Source organism: Pedobacter terrae (assembly GCF_036946585.1).
GTDB classification, from domain to species: Bacteria; Bacteroidota; Bacteroidia; order Sphingobacteriales; family Sphingobacteriaceae; genus Pedobacter; species Pedobacter terrae_C.
The window spans coordinates 224,925-245,080 of record NZ_JAQIIV010000002.1; the positions used below are offsets into that span (position 1 = coordinate 224,925).

22 protein-coding genes are annotated in these 20,156 nt (G+C 39.1%); 10 read left to right on the top strand and 12 right to left on the bottom strand.

Annotated elements, in window-relative coordinates; translation table 11 throughout:
- Positions 1-35: 35 nt before the first annotated feature.
- The 5 genes from PGN18_RS03515 (at position 36) to PGN18_RS03535 (ending at position 2,471) form a co-directional block, all read left to right on the top strand.
- Positions 36-167, top strand: a complete 132-nt coding sequence (locus PGN18_RS03515; protein WP_335317974.1) for a hypothetical protein — start codon at positions 36-38, stop codon at positions 165-167.
- Between the two features lie 278 nt (positions 168-445).
- The gene (locus PGN18_RS03520) at positions 446-718 is read left to right on the top strand and encodes a hypothetical protein (protein ID WP_335317975.1); all 273 of its coding nucleotides are present in this window, start codon (positions 446-448) and stop codon (positions 716-718) included.
- A 156-nt stretch (positions 719-874) separates the two neighbouring features.
- Positions 875-1,303 carry a hypothetical protein gene (locus PGN18_RS03525; RefSeq protein ID WP_335317976.1) on the top strand — a complete coding sequence of 143 codons (429 nt, stop codon included), beginning with the start codon at positions 875-877 and terminating at the stop codon, positions 1,301-1,303.
- The gene (locus PGN18_RS03530) at positions 1,266-1,562 is read left to right on the top strand and encodes a hypothetical protein (protein WP_335317977.1); all 297 of its coding nucleotides are present in this window, start codon (positions 1,266-1,268) and stop codon (positions 1,560-1,562) included. Before PGN18_RS03525 ends, PGN18_RS03530 begins: the two co-directional genes overlap by 38 nt.
- 81 nt (positions 1,563-1,643) lie before the next feature.
- Positions 1,644-2,471: an XAC2610-related protein gene (locus tag PGN18_RS03535; protein ID WP_335317978.1), complete on the top strand. Its 828-nt coding sequence runs from the start codon at positions 1,644-1,646 to the stop codon at positions 2,469-2,471.
- A 128-nt stretch (positions 2,472-2,599) separates the two neighbouring features.
- Here the strand turns inward: PGN18_RS03535 and PGN18_RS03540 are convergent, their stop codons facing one another.
- The 3 genes from PGN18_RS03540 to PGN18_RS03550 form a co-directional block, all read right to left on the bottom strand.
- A complete protein-coding gene (locus PGN18_RS03540; RefSeq protein ID WP_335317979.1) occupies positions 2,600-4,186 on the bottom strand; it encodes a S41 family peptidase in 1,587 nt (528 codons plus the stop codon).
- A gap of 63 nt (positions 4,187-4,249) precedes the next feature.
- Positions 4,250-5,110 carry a helix-turn-helix domain-containing protein gene (locus PGN18_RS03545; RefSeq protein WP_335317980.1) on the bottom strand — a complete coding sequence of 287 codons (861 nt, stop codon included), beginning with the start codon at positions 5,108-5,110 and terminating at the stop codon, positions 4,250-4,252.
- Between the two features lie 127 nt (positions 5,111-5,237).
- Positions 5,238-6,125 (bottom strand): hypothetical protein, encoded by an 888-nt coding sequence (locus PGN18_RS03550; RefSeq protein ID WP_335317981.1) that lies wholly within the window; start codon positions 6,123-6,125, stop codon positions 5,238-5,240.
- Positions 6,126-6,575: 450 nt separating this feature from the next.
- On the opposite strand from PGN18_RS03550, the gene PGN18_RS03555 reads away from it, so the two are divergent.
- Positions 6,576-6,941: a hypothetical protein gene (locus PGN18_RS03555; RefSeq protein ID WP_335317982.1), complete on the top strand. Its 366-nt coding sequence runs from the start codon at positions 6,576-6,578 to the stop codon at positions 6,939-6,941.
- A gap of 61 nt (positions 6,942-7,002) precedes the next feature.
- On the opposite strand, the gene PGN18_RS03560 is transcribed toward PGN18_RS03555, so the two are convergent.
- The gene (locus PGN18_RS03560; protein ID WP_335317983.1) at positions 7,003-7,275 is read right to left on the bottom strand and encodes a hypothetical protein; all 273 of its coding nucleotides are present in this window, start codon (positions 7,273-7,275) and stop codon (positions 7,003-7,005) included.
- Between the two features lie 326 nt (positions 7,276-7,601).
- On the opposite strand from PGN18_RS03560, the gene PGN18_RS03565 reads away from it, so the two are divergent.
- Positions 7,602-8,225, top strand: coding sequence for a class I SAM-dependent methyltransferase (locus PGN18_RS03565; protein WP_335317984.1), 624 nt, complete (start codon positions 7,602-7,604; stop codon positions 8,223-8,225).
- Between the two features lie 115 nt (positions 8,226-8,340).
- Here the strand turns inward: PGN18_RS03565 and PGN18_RS03570 are convergent, their stop codons facing one another.
- Positions 8,341-9,336, bottom strand: coding sequence for an OmpA family protein (locus PGN18_RS03570; protein ID WP_335317985.1), 996 nt, complete (start codon positions 9,334-9,336; stop codon positions 8,341-8,343).
- 393 nt (positions 9,337-9,729) lie between these two features.
- Here PGN18_RS03570 and PGN18_RS03575 point away from each other — a divergent pair, with 393 nt between their 5' ends.
- On the top strand, positions 9,730-10,209 hold the full coding sequence (locus PGN18_RS03575; protein ID WP_335317986.1) for a hypothetical protein: 480 nt from the start codon (positions 9,730-9,732) through the stop codon (positions 10,207-10,209).
- Positions 10,210-10,456: 247 nt separating this feature from the next.
- Here PGN18_RS03575 and PGN18_RS03580 read toward each other — a convergent pair whose 3' ends face one another.
- Positions 10,457-11,839: a S41 family peptidase gene (locus tag PGN18_RS03580; RefSeq protein ID WP_335317987.1), complete on the bottom strand. Its 1,383-nt coding sequence runs from the start codon at positions 11,837-11,839 to the stop codon at positions 10,457-10,459.
- Between the two features lie 257 nt (positions 11,840-12,096).
- On the opposite strand from PGN18_RS03580, the gene PGN18_RS03585 reads away from it, so the two are divergent.
- Positions 12,097-12,930 carry an alpha/beta fold hydrolase gene (locus tag PGN18_RS03585; protein WP_335317988.1) on the top strand — a complete coding sequence of 278 codons (834 nt, stop codon included), beginning with the start codon at positions 12,097-12,099 and terminating at the stop codon, positions 12,928-12,930.
- Positions 12,931-13,149: 219 nt separating this feature from the next.
- Here the strand turns inward: PGN18_RS03585 and infC are convergent, their stop codons facing one another.
- From infC to PGN18_RS03600, 3 genes are all read right to left on the bottom strand, one after another.
- Positions 13,150-13,719, bottom strand: a complete 570-nt coding sequence (gene infC, locus PGN18_RS03590) for a translation initiation factor IF-3 (RefSeq protein ID WP_335317989.1) — start codon at positions 13,717-13,719, stop codon at positions 13,150-13,152.
- 191 nt (positions 13,720-13,910) lie between these two features.
- Entirely contained in the window at positions 13,911-14,168 is a 258-nt protein-coding gene (locus PGN18_RS03595; protein WP_335317990.1) for a hypothetical protein, read from the bottom strand.
- A 221-nt stretch (positions 14,169-14,389) separates the two neighbouring features.
- Positions 14,390-15,286 carry an SDR family oxidoreductase gene (locus tag PGN18_RS03600; protein ID WP_335317991.1) on the bottom strand — a complete coding sequence of 299 codons (897 nt, stop codon included), beginning with the start codon at positions 15,284-15,286 and terminating at the stop codon, positions 14,390-14,392.
- A 334-nt stretch (positions 15,287-15,620) separates the two neighbouring features.
- Here PGN18_RS03600 and PGN18_RS03605 point away from each other — a divergent pair, with 334 nt between their 5' ends.
- Entirely contained in the window at positions 15,621-16,076 is a 456-nt protein-coding gene (locus PGN18_RS03605; RefSeq protein WP_335317992.1) for a PA2169 family four-helix-bundle protein, read from the top strand.
- A gap of 194 nt (positions 16,077-16,270) precedes the next feature.
- Here the strand turns inward: PGN18_RS03605 and PGN18_RS03610 are convergent, their stop codons facing one another.
- The 3 genes from PGN18_RS03610 to PGN18_RS03620 all read right to left on the bottom strand — a co-directional run bounded on the left by PGN18_RS03610 (position 16,271) and on the right by PGN18_RS03620 (position 20,014).
- Positions 16,271-17,833 carry an ArnT family glycosyltransferase gene (locus PGN18_RS03610; protein ID WP_335317993.1) on the bottom strand — a complete coding sequence of 521 codons (1,563 nt, stop codon included), beginning with the start codon at positions 17,831-17,833 and terminating at the stop codon, positions 16,271-16,273.
- Positions 17,834-18,318: 485 nt separating this feature from the next.
- Positions 18,319-18,558, bottom strand: coding sequence for a hypothetical protein (locus tag PGN18_RS03615; RefSeq protein WP_335317994.1), 240 nt, complete (start codon positions 18,556-18,558; stop codon positions 18,319-18,321).
- 211 nt (positions 18,559-18,769) lie between these two features.
- On the bottom strand, positions 18,770-20,014 hold the full coding sequence (locus PGN18_RS03620) for a DUF2252 domain-containing protein (RefSeq protein WP_335317995.1): 1,245 nt from the start codon (positions 20,012-20,014) through the stop codon (positions 18,770-18,772).
- Positions 20,015-20,156: the final 142 nt, after the last annotated feature.

Sequence of the window (20,156 nt, forward strand, 5' to 3'; positions counted from 1 at the left end):
TTTGGCCTAGTGGGTTGGAGTAGCATGAGTAGACCATGGCACCCAATAAGGAGATATTAGCGATGATATACCGTATCGAACCTGCAACTGCCAATAAATCAATTTATTTCTGTACAGTTAATCATGCTATCCATGAACTGATTAAAGGTGATTTAACCAATTATTAGTTTAAAAAAAGGGAATTAATTATATCCATAATTATCCCCTCAAGCTAAATTAACGCTCTCAGGATTTCACCTGCTGTAGGACTCTTATACTCTAGATCACCATTTACACAAAAATTGATCAAGCGGTTTTCCGGTAAAGCTAAATTTTTTTCAAATAAAAGGATCGAATAAATAATTTACCAAATTAAAAAGCTTTTGAAATCTATAAACCTTTCCTGCCATTTAATGTTAAGTGTAGAAGAAAGAATAACAATGCAGTTATTCACAATTTTAGCTTAATGGCCATTACATCTCCTATCCCTTACTCAAATCAAGAATTAGCACAAAGCAACCAATATTATCAAAATCATTTTTTGGAAAGCATCCCCACATCCGATAAAGATGAGCACAACATCACATTTATTGTTCATGATGGGACTGATTTATTACTTTTTGCCCAGGCAGCAAAGAAATTTTGGAAATCTACCAGTAACTATCCTTACTGTTTTAAGGGCACGGTCCGCACTCGAAAGGGCAACTGTTTTGCCACATTTAATTATCTGGTTGGATAAGGAACTGAAGTTGATTTTGGAACCAAGAGGATAAATATGCTTTGCGCGGTTCATTCTCTAGCTGACCTTACGGCACAAGTACGTTTGTATCCATAACGATTTAGCTGGTTGCCATTTTAATTAAAAAAGTTTTAAGTGATTATTTAATTGACGACTGTGGAATCCTTTAACTGGAAAAACATATTTCTGAAAGATCTCGACCTCACCATTGCGGTAGAGATTGGCATGCGTACTGTAATTATGTTTGCCCTGGTACTGATCTTCCTAAGATCTACCGGCAAAAAAGGCGTGCGTCAGCTCAGTATTTTCGAGGTGGCAATCATTATCGCATTGGGTAGCGCTGCCGGCGACCCGATGTTGAGTGGCGAATCAGCCATCATTCCATCAGTACTGGTTTTTCTGGTGATTTTACTGGTTTACAGGGTTATTACCTTTTTTGCGGCCAAATATCAGAAAGTGGAAAATATACTGGAAGGTATACCGATGTATATTATTGAGAATGGCAAGTTTACGATGAATGAGGAAGGGGATGCGAATTTTGCACAAGATGAATTTTTTGCTGAAATGCGGGGTACAGGGCATTGAACATGTAGGCCAGGTGAGGACGGCGTTGCTTGAAACAAATGGTCAGGTCAGTTTTCTTCTTTTCGAAGATGAAGGCGTAAAACCAGGTTTGCCCATTTACCCAAAGCTATACAATAAGAAATCTAAAGCGATAGCTGAACCCGGACTTTATGCCTGTACACACTGTGCAGAAGTTTTACAACTAGCGCACCAACAGGCTTGCAGTCGTTGTAACCAAGAGGAATGGGTAGCCGCAATTAGCGATAAGCGTGTGAAATAGCGGTCTCGATGACCATATTTTTTAATCATTAGTTGTGGTCAACTTTTTTAATCTTTTAATATAAATATTAAAGCTGACGTGATGAGAAATTTAAAACTAATAATCATTTTGGCCATGATAAGCTTCGGTGTTCAGGCACAGCCGTTTGGGCTCAAATCAATTTCAGCAGCCAAAACCTTTCAGATGCATATCTATTATGGTACAGGAGGAAAGGGAGCTTATGTAAAGTATAACGGGCAGCAGGGGTTTATTGCCCTTCGATTAAAAAGCCGAACCGAACAGGGTAAAACATCAGCCTTAAAAGTTACTTACGTTTGGGATGAAGTAGTGGAAGGGAAGGTGACGGGGACGTATAAATTGAGCCAGCAAGCCAATTTGATATCAGGGGCATCGTATTTGAGACTTAAAGATCAAAAGTTGTTTAAGCTGGAGCAGGAGAAAGGCCTGGAAGATAACTCTGAAAAGGCAAGCTACCTGTTACATGGGGTAATCATATCTTTTTCAGCAGGTATGGATGACAAATTAACGTTCAGATACCCAGACAAAATGATAAAGACAGCCCTTTTAACCGGTTTCGACAGTCCCGAACCCCAACGCAAAGGCACCATAGCAGATTATAATTTTGACGGTTACGATGATGTGGCATTTTCGATACCCGATGCTGGAATGGGTGTTTACCGGACTTTTACCATTTATTTGTATAATCCGGTGTCGAAGCGGTTTGAATTGCTCACAGCACCAGATGATCCGCGCGCTAAATGTGCTGGATTTTGTGATGTAACGCTGGATAAGCAGCACAAATGGCTCATTACAGCCTGTAGGGGCGGAGCAAACTGGTGGAGAAATGTATATCAATATACTAATTATAAAAAATTAACCTGGATAAGCTCCAAAACAGCAGTAAACTAAGCGGCTGTTAATAAGCTGTAACTCCAATGCTAATGAATGGGACAGCTATCTTTCAGGCTGGCCGTTACTAGTTAATTTAAGATGTTAAAAGATAGCTATGCCAGGTTGACATCTGTTATAATTACCTACTATTGTTTTTGTTCCAGTTCCAGAACCTTTCTGAACATGGGATCATTTTCTAATAGAAATGTTTTTCCAAATATATCTTTCGTTATTGTTCTCAAATAAAGGTTTTCAATAGGATAAGATACAGAGTAGTCTACATGGTTTTGGAAAACATCATCAAGTTTTTTGATGCCGGTAAAATCCACCTGGGGTTCAACCCTGAAAATAAATTTGCTATAAGGCAGCATTTTAATGAGCACATCGGCTTGAAGTCCCCCAAGTAGATCTGGTGTTTCACCAATGCTGATCAGTTGCCCGGTATTTTGCGCTAAGCTGGAAAGATTACTAGCTGAAGAGTAGATAAATTTATCCTGAAGGATATAAATCTTTCCGTTAAATGGAAATTTGACACTATCTGGCACCACAAAATTAAAAGATTGTTTTATGTAGTACATCTCTTGCGATTTGAATTGAGGTAAGCCAGGATTAAAGGTTTTGTTTTTGCTTGTTCGTATGGAATCTCGGTTTAGATGATATTTTTTCTGGATTTCGGGACTAAAGTTTCGACCAACCACAACATTTTTTTTCAAGGTATCCCTCACTAGTTTCTTCAAAAATATATTATAGGTATTGTCTGATCCTCCACCATTTCCCCTGATATCGATGACCACGCTATTTACCAGATGATTAGCGAAAACGGCTCCCATACGCCGTTTAATCGTATCACCCAACTCCGTCCGCATGGCCGGGAGTTTGGCATAAAATATACCTTCTTTTTCAAAATAATGTGTTATCACCGTGTCGGTTTGACTGAAATAGCCATATTCATTTACCTTTTTTGCCAGATAGGTTACGGAATCATTCTTGTTGATATTAAGCTGGTGCTGAATATTTTTTTGATCAACAAAATTTAGTTTCAAAGTATCCTGCTGATAGATTTCAGCTGGCCAATAGAAATTTTCATCGTAAACCCTGTTATTTACCCTGTCCCAGCGCAGTGGAGAATAAAGTTCGGTAAGGGTAGCCACAAATTCATGAATATTTTTTCCATTGCAGCTAATCAGTTTCATGGCTGCAGGGTACGCTTTACCCTCATAGCTGAATGGCATTAAATTATAGTACGATCCCGATATGTAAATAAGGTTAAGGTCAACTTTGGAATAGAAACTTTCTTTTAGGTATTTTACATATTTGTACATGTTTTTAGTAGATGCACTATCGAAGGAAACTACACCACTTGGGATCCAGTATTTCTTGGCAATATCCAACAAAACCGTATTGAGCTGGCTGGTATGACCGTCTTGTGCTGCGTTAAGTGTCTTTTTAATGATATGTAGGTACGATTCCATAGTGGTCTTTGGACCGATCTGTTTTTTTAAGCAAGCGGCGTGCCAGCTAAAATCGATTCCCCTAACTTCTTTATTGAATTGGATTACCGGGCTTACCTGTTTGATATAAGAAACCAGGGTATCATGCTCGGCGCGCATTTGCTGATAAGTTAACTGCGGTAAAGGATCAGGAGACGGAGCGGGGCTAAACGCGTATTGTTTTTGTTTAAGCGCACAGGAAGTTGCCAAACAAATGGCTAAAAGCATGAATAAGTATCGCATGAAATAAGATTTTCGACAAAGAAAAAGCATTGCAGGCAAAAGAAATTGTAAAAATCATTCAGCTTACTTTTCCTGGTAAATCCAGGTGAGGGATTGTTGTTGCACAGATACTTCCTTAAGCAGCTTTTTGGGAGAATAACCTGTGAAGCTTTTAAAATCTTTGATGAAATGCGCCTGGTCATAATAATAATGGCGCAAGGCTACGGTTGTAAGCGGATCGTGCGTAGTGGTGAGGTCTTTTAATGCCCGCCTAAATCGGATGGTTTTGAGGTATTTCTGGGGGTTTTGCCCTAAATTGGTTTTAAAAAGCCTGAAGAGTGTGGTATCACTAACCCGAAGTTTTTGGCAAAGCATTTCCGTGCTCACATTTTGTTGACTTGGTTGTGCTGGCGACAAATGGTAAAGTGCCTGCCAGATTTTTGATATACGGTGTTCTTCCAGCTGATCCAATAACAATCCCTCGAGTTGCCTGGATTGTTGGATAGGATCAGGCTCTCCGAATAGTTGTTCAAGAAAATACGGATCTTTTGGTTTAAACAATTGTTCAAATACAAAACCAGCGTTGTCAATTTCATCAAAATTGAGCCGGGTAAAAGCTTTTAAAGCAGCAGGATGAAAAATGATACAAATCTGATCGAGTTGCTGTTGAATATCCACCCGGAAGGGCATGTTATGAAAGCCATAAATGCGGCTGGTGAATTCTTGCCTGCCCGAACTGATGAGGCAATGGTTCATTTTTGCACCATACTGATAGTCAACATGATTATGCCGATAAATGGCCAAACACAAATTGTTATTAGGAAAGGTAGTATATTGAACAGATACATCATCTTTTTTCCGCAGAAAAAGAAAATATTCTACATACCGCTTTAATACGATATTTTCAGGTTTTACGATGATGGTTTTCAACAGATTTTTTTCCATGTTTATACAGGCTTCACTATAATTCGTTCGCGAAGGAATCTGTCGAGGCTAAATTATTAATTTTAATCGAATACAGAGCACATATGAACCAATACTTTTTTCTGTAAATTAACCAGGGAAAATTTCACTATGTTAAAATACCAGGCTTTGGCTTTCGTAAGTAAATCGAAATCACAAAAATGGCAAATCCAAAAAGCCATGTTGAAACTAATACGATAAAGAAAATTGCGCTGATGGATGGATGAAAAAATTTGGGCTGATAAAAGAGCCGGTTCAAAACTTTAATTTTTTCCGTTAGCGCATTTCGATCAAAATTGTTCCTAATCTGATATAACTGGTCACGATTTCTATTCCTAAAACGGAATACATCCTGTGTAAGGCTTAATGGTTTGATAGAAGATTCAACATGATATCTTTCTAACAGTGAATCCAGTTTTTGAAATGCGTGAAGTAAAGAATCCTGGGGTAATTGATAAAGTAATTGATATCGATCGATGGCACTTTGCCGCTGTTGTTTTGCTATATCTTCACCGTATACCGGACTGATCAATGTTTTATTTTCCAGAAAGATACAAATGTTATCGTCGTATTTTGGGTCGACTTTAGCCCCTCTGAATATAATTTCGGTACTATCCTTTTTAACGTTTTTTGATAGGATTCTATGCTGTAATTCTTGTTGATCAAAGCCCAGCAATTCATCTGCAGTGCTGGCCGCGCTTTTTAGCTTATCATAAGCCTTGGTAAGCATTTTCAACGTATCAATACTGTAATAGGCAGATTGCAGGTTGTAATATTCTTTGTTTGTCGGATCATAAAAAACCGTATCAATTACCTCCATTACGGGATAGGGCTTCGGATATAGGATATTGGTTACATTAAACAGTGTTTCTGAATTGTAGTGAGAGATAGGATACAAAAATGGATTCAAAACGTTTAGCAGCCTTTTATCTGCGTTGAAATTTTTCACCGATAATTCCTGTTTAAGTTTGGCATTCATCCCGAAGCTATAACTCATAAAGAAACTTAGGGATAAGCAGACGATAAAAAGCAATATACCCCCGATTTTAATTAGATTTAGCGTATTATATCTTTCTTTGGAATGATTTCTTATCAGTAAAATAAGAACAATCAGTAAAAATAAACCGGTTATAAAAAAGTGTGAAATAGATACATCATCGTAAAACTTAAAACGGTAAAACTCAGTGTAAATATTGATTTTCCTGATGCCCGTAAACTTAAAAAAACCATATAAAAAGTAGGCTAGGTGTATGAAGCATAAAACGATACTGGATTTGATCAAAAATGACTTCAATGGTTTGTTCATGATAGCGATAGTATTACAATGGTGAAATAGATATTTTCCTAATGGTAACTAACAAATCCTCTGACAAACTGTTGTATAAATGAAGAAAATAATTACATCTATAGTTTAAATTGATTTGAACCCAAAATTAAAACCAAAAAAATGAGTTACGACATTTCCCTTTATAAAATTGAAACCAAAGAAAAAGAGCAGACAAGCAATGATGATGGGTTTTTCGAAAATACAGAAAACTTGGTTCCATTTACAGCAGAACAGTTTCAAGCCTTAAAAGAACGGTTATTAAAGTATGGTTACAAATTGTCGGCTGAAGACAGTTACGGATTGCATTTTAATCATCCAGACGAAGATTACGGAACTGCCTTGTTAACAAAAGGAGCGGTCTACTTTACAGCCGGCTGGAATAAGGATTCGATTTTTGAAGTGGGCATGACTGTTTCTGAATTTACAGACTCAGGAGAATATGCAAAATACGATCGCCAGAACGGTGAATGGGAGACCTGGGAATGACGAACTTAATATTTGTTTGATGATGTGTGAAACGCGGAACGCGTTTACCCTCGCGTGAAATCTATCCATAAATACTGAGCAAGATCAACCAGCTGCAAAATCCAACAATGCCTACTACGGGGGCACTTATTAAAAGGGCTTTGCCAATTTCCAGTTTGGCCATCACCAGCATTACAAGGCCAATGAAAATATTAAGAACAACCTGCGCAGTTATACAAACTCCCGCGCCAACGGCCATATTAAAGCCCTTATGGGCATCAGCTGAGCCCATCAAAATCAGCGCGCAATAAACGGCTAGTAATAAAAGATTAATCAGGATAACCTTAACTATCATGACTTGGTGATTGTTAGTTTACAAACATGTTGAAGGAGGGATATGTTTTGTTTAAGACTTAATTCTTATTACTGTCTCGAATGGCAGTAGTTTTTGCTTGTATATATAGCAACGAGACAATGGATTAATTGATGAGAATGTAATAAAATATTCCATAAGTCGGGATGTTAAAGTTATGGAGTATTTATACGCTATTACAGTTTTAATCAGCTGAATTTACTGCAATAAATTCTAATTTATTGTAAGCCTTTGTGATTTCGCTGAATTTCTAGAAATTATTGATTATTTCTCCCTTCCGGCAATTTGTAATTATCTTTACAGCATAGATGAAAAGCCAGCAGCTACAGCAAACCTTCGGGAACATTGATATTTATTTATTCGACCAGTTATTAAAGGGTACTTATAATGAATGCAAAACTGTGTTGGATGCCGGATGTGGAACAGGAAGAAACCTGCTTTACTTTTTAAGAAGCGGTGCGCAGGTTTATGGAGTAGATCAAAATCCTGAAGCGATAGCACAGGCTAAAATTCTGGCAAGTTCCTTCCCCCACATCAATCTTGAAGAAAACTTCCGTATCGCATGTGTAGAAAAAATGCCTTTTGAAAATGAAAGTTTTGATCTGATAATCAGTTCTGCAGTACTTCATTTTGCCGAAAACCAGGAGCATTTTGAAGCGATGTTAAATTCAATATGGCGTGTACTTAAACCCGGTGGGTATATTTTTTGTCGACTGGCCTCGGAAATCGGTATCGAACCATTGATCTATTTTATCGGAAATGGCAGATATATGCTTCCAGACGGGTCAACGCGGTTTTTAGTTAATCAGGAAATGCTGCTAAGGCTCACCAAAAACCTTGGCGGACAACTGTACGAACCGATCAAGACGACTAACGTACAGAACATGAGGGCCATGACCACCTGGTGCGTCCGCAAATCATATTCGATTTAAAAATGTTTGCATCGCCTATCAGCTCAATGATTTTGCTTTACTCAATAAAAAGTTAGAATCCGCTATATAAAACGAAGGATTCCGGCCTCATTCAGATCATTCAAAAATATCCCTGTTAGTTTACTTTAACCAACTCAACCCTTCTGTTTTTTGCTTTATTTTCTTCAGAATCATTAGCAACCAACGGACGTTCTGCACCGAAACCCCTGGCTGACAGACGTGATTTTGTTATATTTTGGCTAACCAGTGCGGCCATCACGGCATTCGCCCGATCGGTTGACAATTTTTTGTTGTGCGCCGCATCACCAGTGTTATCAGTGTGACCTTCGATGCTAATTTTCAGGCTTTTATCTTTATTTAAAGCCTCTGTAATTTGATTTACAGTTTCTTTACCATCTGTTGTGATGGTAGACTGATCGATATCGAAGTTAATATATAAAATGGACTTCCCGGTGTTAGTGAGATCCTTCACGATCACGTCAGCCGTAATCTTTCCAATAGTTTGGGTGAGTGCTTTTTGCTGTAAGATATTCAGTTTGGCACTGGCATTTGTAGATGAATACTGCACCAGAATATTTCCCTGAGCTTTACTTCGAATGGCATAAACATTAATTTGCTCACCATCATAGCCAATGTCGCCCTCGCCACCTTTATTCGGGTCTTTTTTATTGTAGCGCTGATATTCCTCATTTGTAATGGTTCCGGAAAAAACCTTAATGGCTCCAATTGATTTTAGATAATTGTCTACGCTACTTTCAAAATAGCGTTGAGAGAACTGTGTTCCTTCCTGGCTCGTGATATAGGCCTTGTATAATCTGCCTTCGAACCCTTGCATCACGCCCTTTATTGGGAAAAAGCAGATATCAAAATCATTCAACAGGGGTTTGTTCATTTCTTTCAACCCTTTTGGCAAGGTAAAAAAAGGAAATACGCCGAGATCTGCCTTGGTATATGGAATTGTTTCGAAGCTAAAATCTTGTGTGGTATCTGGCTTCACCTGTTGCTGAGTTGGTTCTTCCGGTTTAACGGTTTTTGCTTCATCTTCTTTTGGCTTTTGTTTACAGGAAATAACAATGGCGGCTATTGCAAATAAAAATCCAATTTTTTTCATAGGTATAAATTCACTTAGGGATTAAACGATTAGTCTATTAACAAGATTGCTTTTTTAGTTTTTCAGGGTTTTAATTTCCCGATTTACCAAAAATGCTGTAACGAATTTAGCTGTAAAAATTAAACATCATTCCAAATTCACATCAATATCTCCCCTTGGTAATGAAAAATACCGAAATACCAGTAGAAAAAAATACTGCAATTAAGCCATATCACTTGTTGAACAGTTTTTTTCAAATGCATCATGATGCTGTTAAAAATTGTTTCCCGTACACAAAATTTGGATAGCAGTTATAATTATTGGTCATAAAAATTTTAAATAAGTTTTTACTTTCCGGGGTCATACGAACAAACATTTTTTTCGTAGGGACGTTTTGGTTACAAAAAATAAATCATGAAAAAAGGTTTACAAAAAACATTACTTCTTTTAACGCTGCTGTTAACAACGTCATTAATCATTCCATCTTGTAAGAAAAAGGGCGTAGGGGATGAGCGGCCAGAAACTGCTGCCTCGCTAAAAATTAATGTTCTTGGTAAATGGGAATTAACTAAAGGGATAACCACTTACTACGGGGTCAACGGGCAGGTAATTAACCAGGAAGATATGTCAGGAAGCAAACCTGCTCCGGTTTGGGATTTTCGCGATAACGATATGCTTTACCTTAATGATGACCGTGGGGAAAAGACATTTAATTATAAGGTATCAATCGATGCGAACGGTAATTCAAGACTCATTATTGACACTGTATATGATTTCAATATTAATGTTATTGATAAAAGTAGCATGAAGTTATTTCTGGATCATAAATTGCCAGACAATCAACAAGGCGATATCAGAAAGGAAACAATAGAAATAGAATTTAAAAAACTTTAGCCACTCTTCCAATACAAAAGAAAAATTTTGAGATGGAATTGTGGTGTAGCAAAATCGTATTGTTTGTTGTAATATGTTTTTATTCAATAGGTAATGTTGTTTAATCGCTTCAGCCCCAATGTTAGATCACCTTACAGAATTATCAAAGCCTTTAGATGCTTAAATTTTTTGTCAAATCTATTTTTTTGCAAATAAACACCTTAGCGTAAAATCATATCTGGTTCTGCAGTACTAATTGTTGATTCCTTTATATCTGTTCAAGATAGTCCATTACCAGCCTGATCGGATCTGATACCGTATCTGGGATGGGGATGTCGGGAAGGATTCCAAATGGATCAATGGCTTCTTGAGGAAGATTCATGGTGCGGATAGAAGTTGGGTAGCGTAGACTGGCACCGTTAAGCCGGATGATGTTCCCATTGTAACCATCTATGCAGCCGGCTGTGGCAGTACCAAAAGTGGTTACCTTTTCGCTTGTTTTACTCTTCAGCACAAAAGTTTCACCACTGCTTGCAGTTTTGGAGTCCATGAGTATAGCCACTCTTTGAGGATATTTGGCGTAATGAGCTGCGCTTAAGTAAGGGGTTTCCGAGGTAATTGCCCATATTCCCCGTTTGGTCGTATCTGAAGGGGACAGTTTCTGCAGGATCCCCAATTCACGGAAAAGTTTGATGTTTTCATCGCTGAGATAGTAGCCCACCTTAGGCTGTACACTCGCTTTAGTTAACAGATAGGGCAGTAAGGCTCGGTAGGTCCTATCGCTTCCGCCTCCGTTGCCCCTAATGTCTACGATTAGATTTCGACACTGCTCTAATTTATTTTTATGCACGCTGATCAGGCTATCAACCACGGGTCCAAATCTCGGAGCACAGCTTGGCAGGGTGAAGATAGCCGTATTTGCGTCTACCCATTTAAGCGTCGGTTCGTATGAAGAAGGTCGGTTCATTTCGGCCAATGTGGGAATGCTGTCAGTGGGCAGGGTAGGTTCCAATCTACGCCAGCGAAGATCATCGTCGTCCAATAAGGTGTGTTTGCTGGTAAATCTGATCGTTGAATTTACCACCGTCGAGTCGCGCCGATAGAAGTTCATGTTATAAAAGCCATCTCTTTTTATCAGGTGCATCTTTAGCATACCTGGCTTGAAAATGTCGTTGTCGGCTGAGACAATCAGGGCATTGAAGTGTCCATACGCTTTGGGATCCGGGATAATGACGACCCGGTAGCCATCCATCTCCCATAAGCCTTCAACGGGATCTTTAGCAATTTTAGTATCGCTCCAACGTTTTCGAAATGACTTTATCGACAAACGATGCTGAATATAATTAATTTTTTCGGCTTCAGTGTCGACAGTGACCCATAGGTGTTTATCTTTAAAGTAAGCAACCCAATCGTTAAGCAATTTCTGGCAGACATCACTTTGATAAACGGACTGAGCCTTTTTGAGGTAAAGCCGGTTAAACGCCAGATAGCCTTCGTAATTATTTGCATTGACCTTGATCTTAAAGAGGGCATAATTATCTTCGATGCCTTTGATGCTATGTTGAAGTATCTGGCTACAATTGCAATCTTTGGCAACGGCGTTAACGGATAAGAATAGAGTGAAAAGAAAAAAAACTTTTAGTAATCGCATAATCAAATATGCTGATTTTGGCTGTATTACAGAAAGACATATTAAGATAAAGTGGAAAGCAACAATTGGTCATTTTATGGACTGCCGTTGGGAGAAATTAATATCATTAAAATTTGCCGCTTACACGTTCACTTAAATTTGGCTGTAACAACCGCTGGTTTTGTGAATTTAGGATCAGTGGATTGAAAATCAAAAACATTGCCTCCCAGCGGGTGTTTTAAATCTGTATTCTTTAAACAATAATAAAATTAAAACCTATGAAATTCGTAAAAACAACAGCCGCAAATGGCGGAGAAATTAACCTGCACTATCAGGACCTCGGGGCGGGTATACCGGTAATCCTGATTCACGGCTGGCCGCTTGATCATCAGATGTGGGATTACCAATCAGCCGCCCTTACTGATGCCGGATTTAGGGTAATCAGTTATGACAGGCGTGGCTTTGGTAAATCAGACAAACCGCTGGAGGGTTACGATTATGATACACTGGCTGACGATTTAAAGGCGATCATTGATGAGCTTGGTTTGGAAAATGCGGTGTTGGCCGGGTTTTCAATGGGTGGCGGTGAAGTGGTGCGCTACTTTAGCAAATATGGGGGTAAGGGCATTTCAAAAGCAATTTTAATCAGTTCTATAGCGCCTTTTATGTTGCAAACTCCCGATAATCCGGATGGGGTTCCACAAGAGAAAATAGATGAGATCACAGCAGGTCTTATCGATGACCGCCCCGGGTTTTTAGGCACCTTCACTAAACAATTTTATGGACAAGGACTACTTAATAAACCGGTGAGCAGCGAAAGGTTGGCAACAGATCTGACTATTGCGATGCAGGCCACTTTAAAGTCAACTCTCGGCTGCGCAGCTGCATTTTCTTCGACTGATCTGAGGGCCGAAATATCATCCATAAATGTACCTGTACTGATTATTCATGGAGATGAAGACCAGACCGTGCCAATCAAACCAACTGGTGAGCAGGCTGCACAACTTTTACCTCATGCAGAATACATTGTTTATGAGGGCGAGCCACATGGTCTGTTCATTACTGCAAAAGATCGGTTGAATGCAGATTTAATTGATTTTATACGGAAGTAATCATTCCGGAAATCAGGGAGGAACCAAGCGGTATTGCCTAAATATTTCACTGATTGATGAAAGATGGTAGCGGAAAGTACCGCTACCATTTAATATAAAATCATCAGCTGCTTATTATACAGATAAAGTTTACCGATAAAATAGCGATCTGGTTTCGAACCTTGTGCGGTTGATAGTGGTGCAAGCCTCAAATTTTTGATGATTTAGATTGCCCATAACTTATTTTCTCCCAACTTTCGGTGCCAGGGTCAGAAACATTCTCTTGCCTTCCAGTTTTGGCAACAGTTCTACTTTACCAACATCTTCCAGGCCCTGCGCAAATCTCAACAGTAGAATTTCGCCCTGATCTTTATATACTATAGAACGACCTTTAAAATGAACAAAGGCGCGTACTTTTTCACCACTTTCTAAAAACGAAACCGCGTGTTTAAGTTTAAATTGAAAATCGTGATCGTCAGTATTCGGGCCGAAACGGATATCTTTGATAATGGTTTGCTTGGCTTTACTTTTAATTTCCTTTTGCTTCTTTTTCTGTTCGTAAAGGAATTTACTATAGTCGATGACCCGGCAAACGGGTGGGACGGCATTTGGGGAGATTTCAACCAGATCCAGATCCAGTTCTTTCGCCATTTCTACTGCCTTGGCGAGCGGGTAAATACTGGTTTCAACATTTTCTCCCGTCAAACGCACCTCTAGTGCGGTTATGAATTCATTAATTTTATGTTCTGCTTCTTTTTTTCTGAAGGGTAAGCGTGGCCCCCTATAAAATCCTGCTTTTTTTAATGCCAAATTTGATAAGTTTTAGTGAAAAATTCTATTAATGGAGTGGTTAATTTGGACAGCAATAGTAATATAGCCTTTTTAGCTGAAAAAGTCAGGCCTATCGCGAAATCATGACGCTATGAGTACATTTGAGCTGGTCTTTTCCGATCAGACATCAATAATCTTTTTTGAAAACCTGAATTTAATTATATCTTTTTCTAGCTTGTGGTGACTTCGTTTTTTACCTTATCTTCAATTCTTAATGCTTCAAAGGTGATAAGCATAAAACCTGATATCAACAACACCAGTGCCAAAAATTGCAATAGCTTTTCTGTACCTTTGGTATTTACCATCCTGTCTTTGCAGGTGAATTCGCTAATACCCGTTAGTTTTCGCCGTTTGTTTCGTCGCCACATTGCGAAGATGAAAATAAATGCTCCGAAAATCAGCGCTAAAATTCCACTAATAAATGGCATAGTGGTGAAATTGAAGGTTTCTTGAGTTTCTATCATATAAAACAGACGAATAGAAAGTTAAAAAGTTTAAAAAATTATTTTTTTTTAGCTTGAACGGGAGTAGATGCGAATGCAGATTGCGAATCAGGTAAAAGGTGAAAATTTAGTACTTTTATGGGCTCTTACTCAACCCAATTGAGTTGGTGCCGGATGAAATGTTGCTTCCGGCACCAGCTTCTGTTCTACGGGTGACCATTCCCTCCAGCGGCACCATAAATCTGTCCGGTTGCATAACTGGCATTACTATCAGCCAACTGCACGAAGATTGATGCCAATTCGGCGGGCTGACCTGGGCGTCCTAATGGGGTGACTTCACCGAATTTTACGATCGCATCCTGAGGTTGGCCTCCACTGGTTTGCAACGGTGTCCACACAGGACCAGGTGCCACACCGTTAACCCTGATGCCTTTTGGCCCCAACTGCTTTGCAAGCGACTTTACGAAAGCAACATTTGCAGCTTTGGTTTGAGCGTAGTCAAAAAGATTTTCTGATGGGTCGTAGGCCTGCACTGAACTGGTTGCGATGATGACTGAGCCTTCTTCAAGCAGCGGAAGTGCAGCTTTGGTGATCCAGAATGGCGCATATACATTTGTTTTCATGGTGGTATCAAAATCTTCAGTTGTAACGTCAAGCAATGATTCAATGGCTTGTTGGTGTCCGGCATTGTTGACCAGGATGTCGATCCCACCAATTTTATCTGCAGCTTCTTCAACTAGTTGACGGCAGAAATCTTCTGAAGTAATGTCTCCTGCTATACCAAATCCCTTTCTTCCGGCTTCGGCGATCAGTGCTAACACTTCATCCGCATCAGATTGCTCCTGCGGAAGATAGTTGATCACTACATCAGCGCCTTCGCGTGCGTAGGCTATGGCTACCGCTCGGCCTATTCCAGAGTCACCACCGGTAATCAAGGCTTTACGACCAGCCAATCGTCCAGAGCCCTTATAGCTATGTTCTCCATGATCTGGAATCGGATCCATTTTTGACGCCAGTCCGGGTACCTGTTGTGGTTGTTTTACAAATGGTGGCCTTGGATATTTCGTTAATGGACTTTCGATTTTTTTTTCGTTTTCAGACATTGTTATTTTGTTTTATAGGTCGATTAATTTGCAGATAACTGTTAATGCAAGCTTTTTAGTTATCCTATCGTTTATGCAACACTGCTTTCTCATGATTTGTTTAGCTAAAAGGTAAACTATCGCAGTCGGATATTCATCTGATCTCAATGCCCAGACAACTGACCTTAAATGCTAATCTGAACTTTTTTATTGCTATAAAAAGCCTATTGATACGCGTTTGACGCATATTATCGAAGATGAGGTTAAGCAAAATACATATAGGTATTGCGATTTATTTTTCTTGAACCAAACATATTTATACTCCCCTTGTTGTATTTAGAAATTACATTAAACTATGGAAAATACAGAAAAAACAGTTGAAATCTTAAATGACCTCATCCAGATCAATAATGATAGAGCCGATGGTTTTGATAAAGCAGCAGCCGATCTAAAAGAAGAAAACATTGATTTAAAAGCAACTTTTGATAAACTATCATCTGATAGCCGCGAGAACGTGATAGAGTTGGCCGGTTTAGTGGGTAGAAAAGCTGAAACCCCGGATACTGGAAATACGATTTTAGGAACATTACACAGAGCCTGGATCGATATCAAAGCGAGCTTTGGTGGCGATGACAGACACAGTATTCTGGCTGAATGTGAACGTGGTGAAGATGCGATTAAGAAAGCATACCGTGATGCACTTGCAGAAAATGAGCTTGGGGAAAATGTTAGATCTGTATTATTAAAACAACAGGAAGGCATTAATACCAGCCATGACGCGATCAAAGCATTAAGAGATGCTCACGCTTAATGGATCCAAATTTTAATAAAAAGCCATCGAAATTAAATCGATGGCTTTTTTTTATCAATATATTTTGGAGAGCGTTTTGTTGAATACAATCGATTCAAGCTAAATAGGCAAACACTTAAAATAAAGATGCGGGTGCATAATTAGTGCCGGAATAGATGGGACTTTTAGATAAGTTTAAAGGAGGCAGTTAGTGGTTAATTTTCGACGAATATCAGCCGATCCTCAACATATTGCTGTTTAAATGCCTTGCTAGGGAAGGATAGTCTATAGATACATAGCCCATTAATATGTGAATTTTTCGAACGAATGGTATCGATGAGGGTTACGTTACCGGCAGCACCTCGAATGGAAGGTACAGATGATTTAGTGAGGTAGATGATCGTGTGCTGATCCAGATTTTTTGGCGATTGGCTTAGAAAGCTGTTTTTTACTGATATTACAAAGGGTAACTCCTTATTGCCGTAATGTTTTAATGCGCCGGCGATGGCATAATCGTCTGTTAAAATTACTTTGGCTTTACCCAATTGGCTTGGTTGTTTGCTGGCATTTTGTACTTTCACAGTGAGGTATTCCCAATCAGTCATGTCGGCGAAAAATTGTGGCAGTTTACCATAAGAGCCATCCTCATAACGGAGCGGTCGGGAAAAACCGGTTAGCCTAACCATTTCAGACATGTAAAATTTATTATTGGTGACGGAAAATATAGGAACCACTATAGGGAAACTAAAAAGTGCAAAAACATAAAGCATTCCAACAAATATCACTTTATGAGTAATTCTAAAGCGATTCAACATGAGCTCCCAGCAATAGCCACCGGCGGCAAATAGCAGCGGGAAAAGACCCAGTCCATAATACAGTTTACCCTTTAATACGGATAGTAGTGCAATCACCATTAAAGATGCTATGCTTAGAAAAACGTATTCTTTGCTTTTCCGGTTTGTCATCAGGAAAATCAATCCTGCAGACCAGACAGCTACCGCTGCTCCATGAAAGAAAAATAGTTGAAGAAAGTAATCGCCGAGGTCAATGTCGAAGTTTGTTTTTGCCACATGGGTAGTGAATTTAAAAATAGGAAAACTTTGTTCTATTTGCCAAGCGAGATGTGGTGTCAAAATCAACAGAAAAATTATTGCGGGAAATAATAGCTTCTTCCAGTGGGGCGCACTTGTAATCTGTTTACAGATTAACCAGCCGATAAATATTGTAAATACCAATAACAGGATGCTGTATTTGTTGAGTATGCCAAATGCCAATGCTACTGCCATAAGCCATAAGAAAGACGTTTTACGGCTTTTATGGTAAGCGATGAGGGCGAAGGAAAGAAGTGTCCAAAAGAACTCATCGAAGACAGCCGGTTGCAAAAGGTAAGAAGTTGCTAAAAATGCAGGCGAACAAATGATTGCTGAGCAAGCGATCGTAATGGCTAAACGTCTTCCTCCCAGAAAGTAAGTGATATAACCAGTCATGACGACGGTTGCAGCGGAGAACAAACAAGGTAGCATTCGGTAGCCGATTAAAGTCGAACCAAAAAACAGTCTTGAAATATAAGCCATCCAGGTTACAAAGGGTGATATATCAGGGAAACCCCAATTCCACTCCTTTCCAAGTTCAACGTAATAAATTTCATCGGCATGATAGCCATATCCCTTTAAGGCAATTAAATGGATCAAGAATTTTAAGATTCCGAAAAATATAATGAAGAGATGAGGTAACCGAATGCTGGGTGATAATTCTTGGTTACTGGAAATACTAACCATTAATTAAGAGGAATTGGGTGGAGTGATGATTTAGGTGCTGCAGATTCATATCAATCATAACAGCAAAGGAGTAAATTAGTTTAAAAAGGATATGATTCAGGCTTTAGTATTCAGATTGTACGATTAACAGGAAATGGCTAAACTTGGTTCCTTATGCTCTAGCGGGAAAAATAAGTAATCGGTGATATGATTCTTATTGGCTATTGCCTGTATTAAATTTTACAATTGCTGATCCTCTTTTATTTGAAAGTTTCTTGCGTGAGGTTAATATCATATCCTTTGGTTTAGGTATCATGATTACTAAAATTGCAAGGTAAGTGCGGCGAATCGGAGAATGCGTTTATGGAGAAATGAAAAACGGGAAACTATCTTAAGACAGCTTCCCGTTTAATCTAAATTAACGCTCTCAAATAGATAAGCGTAATTTTCTGATATTTATTGTGCGTGGTGAAAAAATATGCTGCTTTAAGACAAGCTCTTATTATTTAGCTGTGTCCAGCAGCTGCAATATATTCAGGGTCCACAGGTAATGTCATATTACTCGGCGTATTATCAAGATAAGACTGTTCAAGTTGATTCAGTAAGGTTTTGAGTGTACTGATTTTAGCGGTCACTTCATCTTTTTGTGCTGAACTGTGCTCGGGAGCACCATCCATCGCATTAATCGTGTCTATGGCGTAGTCCATAAACCTTTTTGCATTTTCTGATAATGTTGAGTTTTCCATAGTGGTAGTTATTGGTTTGCATTTGTTGCAAATGTTATTGTAATACAAATTTACTGCTAATTGGTTTGAAGCAGAGTCAAAATTGCATACTCCTTTTTATTTTCTATTGAAGCGATCTCTTTGCCGTTTTCCGATTGGTAATAAGTTTAGTTAAATGCCATAAAATTTAGAACATCGTAAAATGCTTTGAAAAATGTGTTGTTCCAAAGGATTAATCCATGACTGGTTCAGTTTTCCGCTTATTTTCCTGTTGGTTTTCATAAGCCCCGTTTCTGTAATCCTGCTGAAAGGCCCCGTAGTCTGCACATACCAATGCTGCCTGTTCGGTGGCGATGTGAAGGATTTGCTCCTGCCATCCTGCTTTTATAGCGAAAGCTTTCAGCTCATCTTTTGTGGCAGTGCCGTCCATCCCCGAACTCCTTAGCTGGGAGGATGCAGTAAGCATGCCCATGTCATCAATCACCTGATAAAGTTTACGGTATTCTTCTTTAATGAGTTTAAATTTAAGGGTATCTTTTACTGGTTGCAATTCCTGAACCACGTAATCCTCGCCTTTAAATGTTGCGGTAGAAAGCAGGGATGCGGAAACATGTTGCATGCGTTTTTGTATTGAAACAATCCGCTGAGCCTCGTTTTCCCATTTGGGTTGCGGAATATTTGAATAGGGCGCTATCGAAGATGGATAGGCCTGTTTCATATCCATCAGTAGATAACGGTCTCTTTTGCGTGTACTTTTAAGCAGGAACAGGTATCGTTTTTGTCCAAGGCTTCCTGTTCCGGCCAGGCGGTAGACCACATCTTTTACTCGGTAATTATATGGGCTGTCACTGTTATTTAATAGCCAATTTTCCATGTGGCTGATCAATTCGGTTTTCAATTCTTTTTTCAGTTTGAAGTGACGCTCATCGCTGGTATCAAGCTGGAGTTTTCGTCCTTTTTTTAACGTCCTTTTCTGTAGTAGCTCATCTGCAGAACTCCTTTCCGCACGTCTTAAAAAATCACCAGTGATGCCCCGGGACGTTCTGGGGTCGAGGTCCATGGCTTTTCCACCGATTAGGGTTGAACCATAACTTTTCAGGAATAGCGTAGCCATATTCATGGCCTGTTCTCCGTCGATCTCCAGGGTTTGGAAAGCGATAAAGATACTGGTCACCAAACGCACCACTTCCCAAAGCACTGGCGCTTTTATCGCTTCATCAAAATCGTTGAGATCAAAGTACACCAGTTTGTTATCACCTTTATAACTGCCGAAATTTTCCAGGTGCAGGTCGCCGCTGATCCATCCGACCGGCGATTTGGGCATTGTTTTAAGGGAAGCAATCCTTTCGTAGAACAGATGGCAGGTGCCTCGGTAAAATCTGAATGCGTTTTCCAGCATGGCACTGTATTTAAGTCTGATGATGGATGGTAATCGATTTTTATTGAATGCTTTTATTTTATCGGAACGTTCTGACATATATTAATTTATGGAAAGAAATTATTTTGATTGATGAATTTTTAATCAGTTTTTATTTATTAGGTTTTTCCTTGAAAATTGCCTTGGCTGAAACCTAGATATAGCTAGTACAACCTGATGGGCCTAATGGTTTTGGATGATG